This window comes from Variovorax sp. OV700 (assembly GCF_900099805.1).
In the GTDB taxonomy this organism is placed as follows: Bacteria; Pseudomonadota; Gammaproteobacteria; order Burkholderiales; family Burkholderiaceae_C; genus Variovorax.
The window spans coordinates 1-3,126 of the sequence record NZ_FNDR01000030.1 but is presented as its reverse complement, the minus strand read 5'-3'; the positions used below and the strand labels follow the sequence as shown (position 1 = coordinate 3,126).

At 66.5% G+C, this 3,126-nt stretch carries 4 protein-coding genes; all 4 read left to right on the top strand.

What is annotated here, in order from left to right:
• Nucleotides 1-109: 109 nt before the first annotated feature.
• The 4 genes from BLR24_RS30155 (at nt 110) to BLR24_RS30140 (ending at nt 3,086) form a co-directional block, all read left to right on the top strand.
• Nucleotides 110-508, top strand: a complete 399-nt coding sequence (locus BLR24_RS30155; protein WP_175543391.1) for an IS66-like element accessory protein TnpA — start codon at nt 110-112, stop codon at nt 506-508.
• On the top strand, nt 505-852 hold the full coding sequence (gene tnpB, locus BLR24_RS30150; RefSeq protein ID WP_093024357.1) for an IS66 family insertion sequence element accessory protein TnpB: 348 nt from the start codon (nt 505-507) through the stop codon (nt 850-852). The genes BLR24_RS30155 and tnpB overlap by 4 nt, the downstream gene beginning before the upstream one ends.
• 70 nt (nt 853-922) lie before the next feature.
• Entirely contained in the window at nt 923-2,539 is a 1,617-nt protein-coding gene (locus tag BLR24_RS30145) for an IS66 family transposase (protein WP_093024355.1), read from the top strand.
• Between the two features lie 58 nt (nt 2,540-2,597).
• Nucleotides 2,598-3,086 carry a hypothetical protein gene (locus tag BLR24_RS30140; protein ID WP_254787676.1) on the top strand — a complete coding sequence of 163 codons (489 nt, stop codon included), beginning with the start codon at nt 2,598-2,600 and terminating at the stop codon, nt 3,084-3,086.
• The last annotated feature ends 40 nt before the right edge of the window (nt 3,087-3,126 follow it).

Genomic DNA, 3,126 nt, shown 5'->3' with positions numbered 1-3,126 from the left:
GTAATAGTCCGACGAAGGCCGCCCTTGCCTGATGCGCAGGCTGCGGGAAGCATCTGACCCGAATCGCAGACCCGCTTGGAGGTGTGCGCTAAAGGAGATGGTGCACACCATGAAGATTGCGCAAGACTCAGAGAAGGCGAGCCGGCGACATCATGACCGGGCGTTCAAGCAAGAGCTGGTGCGACAAAGCCTGGAGCCAGGCGCGTCCGTCTCGGCGATCGCGCTGCGCGGCGGCATCAACGCCAACATGCTGTTCAAGTGGCGCAGGGAGCATGTTCGAGCCGCAGGCGACACGCCGCCGGCGGTGCTGTTGCCGATAGAGGTAGCACCGGCCACCGAGGTCATGTCCATTCCGACTTCCGCTGCGCCTGCTCCATCATCATCGAGACCGACACCGCGGACCGGCGTCATCGAACTGGAGTTCGCCGGCGCGCAATTGCGACTGCGTGGCGCTGTCGACGAAGACAGTCTGTGCAGCGTCCTGCGCGCGCTGCGCCAGAGTGCATGATCGGCCCGCGCGCAGGCACCCGCGTCTGGTTGGCCGCTGGCGTGACGGACATGCGCTGCGGCATGGACACGCTGGCGGCGAAGGTGCAGACGGCGCTCACCGAGAACCCGTACTCCGGCCATGTCTTCGTCTTCCGCGGGCGGCGCGGCGACCTGGTCAAGCTGCTGTGGAGTGACGGCGATGGGATGTGCCTGCTGGCCAAACGCCTGGAGCGTGGCCGCTTCATCTGGCCGCAGGCCGAGTCGGGCTCGATCTCCCTGAGCGCCGCACAGCTGTCGATGCTGCTCGAAGGCATCGACTGGCGCCGCCCCGAGCGCACCTGGCAGCCGCGCGCAGCGGCGTAAGGGACCGCCGGCCAAGTTGACAGGACAACCCCCGTTGTAGGGGCGGGTTCCGGCCGGCACAGTCGTAGCCATGACCTCGCAGGAACTGCTTGCCGCCCACGCCGCGCTCAGCGGCGAAGTGCAGCGCTCGCAAGAGGCATTGAAGATCGCGCTGCTGACCGTCGAGAAGCTCAAGGTCGAAGTGGCGTACTTGCGGCGCATGAAGTACGGCCGCTCCAGCGAGCAGCTTGAACACGCTCAGCTTGAGCTCGTGGGCGGGCAGCTCGCGCCGCCGACGATGACCCCAGCAGTGCCGGGCGAGGACGACGCGGATGGCAAGCACCCTTCCAACGTCACGTCCCTCGAGCAGGCTCGCAAGAAACGCAAGGCGCAACAGCGCACCGGCATGCGTGATCTTCCGGACCACCTGCCGCGGCGCACCGTGATGCACACGCCGCACAGCGGTTGCAGCTGCGAGGCCTGCGGCCGTGGCCTTCGCGAGATCGGCCAGGACGTCTCGGATGTCCTCGACTACGAGCCGGGCAGCTTCCATGTCGTGCGCCACGTTCGTCCCAAGCTCGCTTGCACCCGCTGCAGCACGATCACCCAGGCGCGCGCGCCGAGTCGCCCCATCGATCGCTGCATGGCCGGCACCGGCCTGCTCGCGCACGTGTTGGTGAGCAAGTATTGCGACCACACGCCCCTGTACCGGTTGTGCCAGATCTACGGTCGTGAAGGCGTGAATCTGCAGCGCTCGACCCTGGCCGACTGGGTGGCGCAGGCAGCGCGCCTGCTGAGCCCGCTGGCCGAAGCCATCGGGCGCTACGTGTTGGCGGCCGACAAGATCCATGGTGACGACACGCCGATCCGCGTGCTCGGCGGTGCCGGTGCCAAGGCGCGCACTGGCCGTCTGTGGGTGTACGTGAGGGATGACCGGCCCAGCGGCGACACAGCGCCGCCGGCGGTGTGGTTCCAGTACTCGGCGAATCGCAAGGGCGAACACCCCGTGCGCCACCTGCGGCACTTCAAGGGAATCCTGCAGGCTGATGCCTTCGCTGGCTACCACCCGTTGTACGAAGACGGGCGGGTGGTCGAGGCGGCTTGCTGGAGCCATGCACGCCGCAAGGTGTGGGACGTCCATGAGCGCCAGCACAAGCTCGGTGGAACGCTGGCGCACCAGGCGCTGCAGCGCATCGGCAAGGTCTTCGGGGTGGAAGCCGAGATCCGAGGCAAACCACCGTACGAGCGAATGCAAGTTCGCCAGGAACGCACCGCTGCAATGCTGGGCGACCTGAAGGAGTGGTTCAACACAACGCTGTCTCAGGTCTCGGCGAAGTCGCCGATGGCATTGGCGATCGGGTACTCGCTGAGCAACTGGACGGCGCTGACGCGCTTCGTCGACGATGGGCGGATCGAAGCGCATAACAACGCGGCGGAGCGCGCACTGCGCGGCGTGGCGATCGGGCGCAAGAACTACCTGCATCTCGGCTCCGACAACGGCGGGCACAGCGCGGCGGTGATTTACACCTTGATCGGCTCGGCCAAGCTCGTCGGCATCGATGCGCAGGCCTACTTGCGCCACGTGCTCGAGCGCATCGCCGACCATCCGAGCAACCGTATCGACGAGTTGCTGCCGTGGGCGGTCGCCAGTGAGCTTGCCAAGGCGGCGCCGACGAGCTCACAGCCGACCGACAGGCTCGCGGCCTGAGCACATCGCCGCTGGCAAAATCGCCAGCATGCGTGTCAAGCAGATCGAAGATCTCCCCATGGCCACCAGCGCTGAGCTGTACCAGCTCAGCTGGGTCATCGAGCAGCTCATGGCCGACCCCAGGCGCATCGTGCAGGCGCGCTCTCAGCTGCACATGGGCCAACTGGTGAAGTACTGGGACTGGGGGACCGGCAAGCTGCGTGAGGCTCGCATCGCGGCGATGAAGGACCGGCAGGTCACGCTGATCGACGAGCAAAGCAAACAGCGCTTCAGCGTGCTGTACGCGGCCGTCGTGCCGGTCGAGGATCAGCAGGCAGGCGCGTCACCCTCACCAGCGACCGCAGCGCCGCTGAGGCCGCCGCCGGAGATCCATCACAAACAGGACTTCCGCGTTGGCCAGCGGGTGAGCTTCACCGACCAAAGCCTCAAGCGCCACGTCGGAGAAATCGTTCGGATCAACCAGCGCACGGCCACGGTTCACTGCGACGGCCGCGCATGGCGCGTGGCGTTCGCTCTGCTTCAGCACGTCACCGACGTCACGCCCTAAACGGTCCAGCCGTCAACAACGGCCTCGAGCGGACTATTAC

What these genes read in the sequence shown, in the direction of transcription:
- BLR24_RS30155 (WP_175543391.1), top strand. Translation starts at nt 110, where the DNA reads ATGAAGATTGCGCAAGACTCAGAGAAGGCGAGCCGGCGACATCATGAC.
- tnpB (WP_093024357.1), top strand. Translation starts at nt 505, where the DNA reads ATGATCGGCCCGCGCGCAGGCACCCGCGTCTGGTTGGCCGCTGGCGTG.
- BLR24_RS30145 (WP_093024355.1), top strand. Translation starts at nt 923, where the DNA reads ATGACCTCGCAGGAACTGCTTGCCGCCCACGCCGCGCTCAGCGGCGAA.
- BLR24_RS30140 (WP_254787676.1), top strand. Translation starts at nt 2,598, where the DNA reads ATGGCCACCAGCGCTGAGCTGTACCAGCTCAGCTGGGTCATCGAGCAG.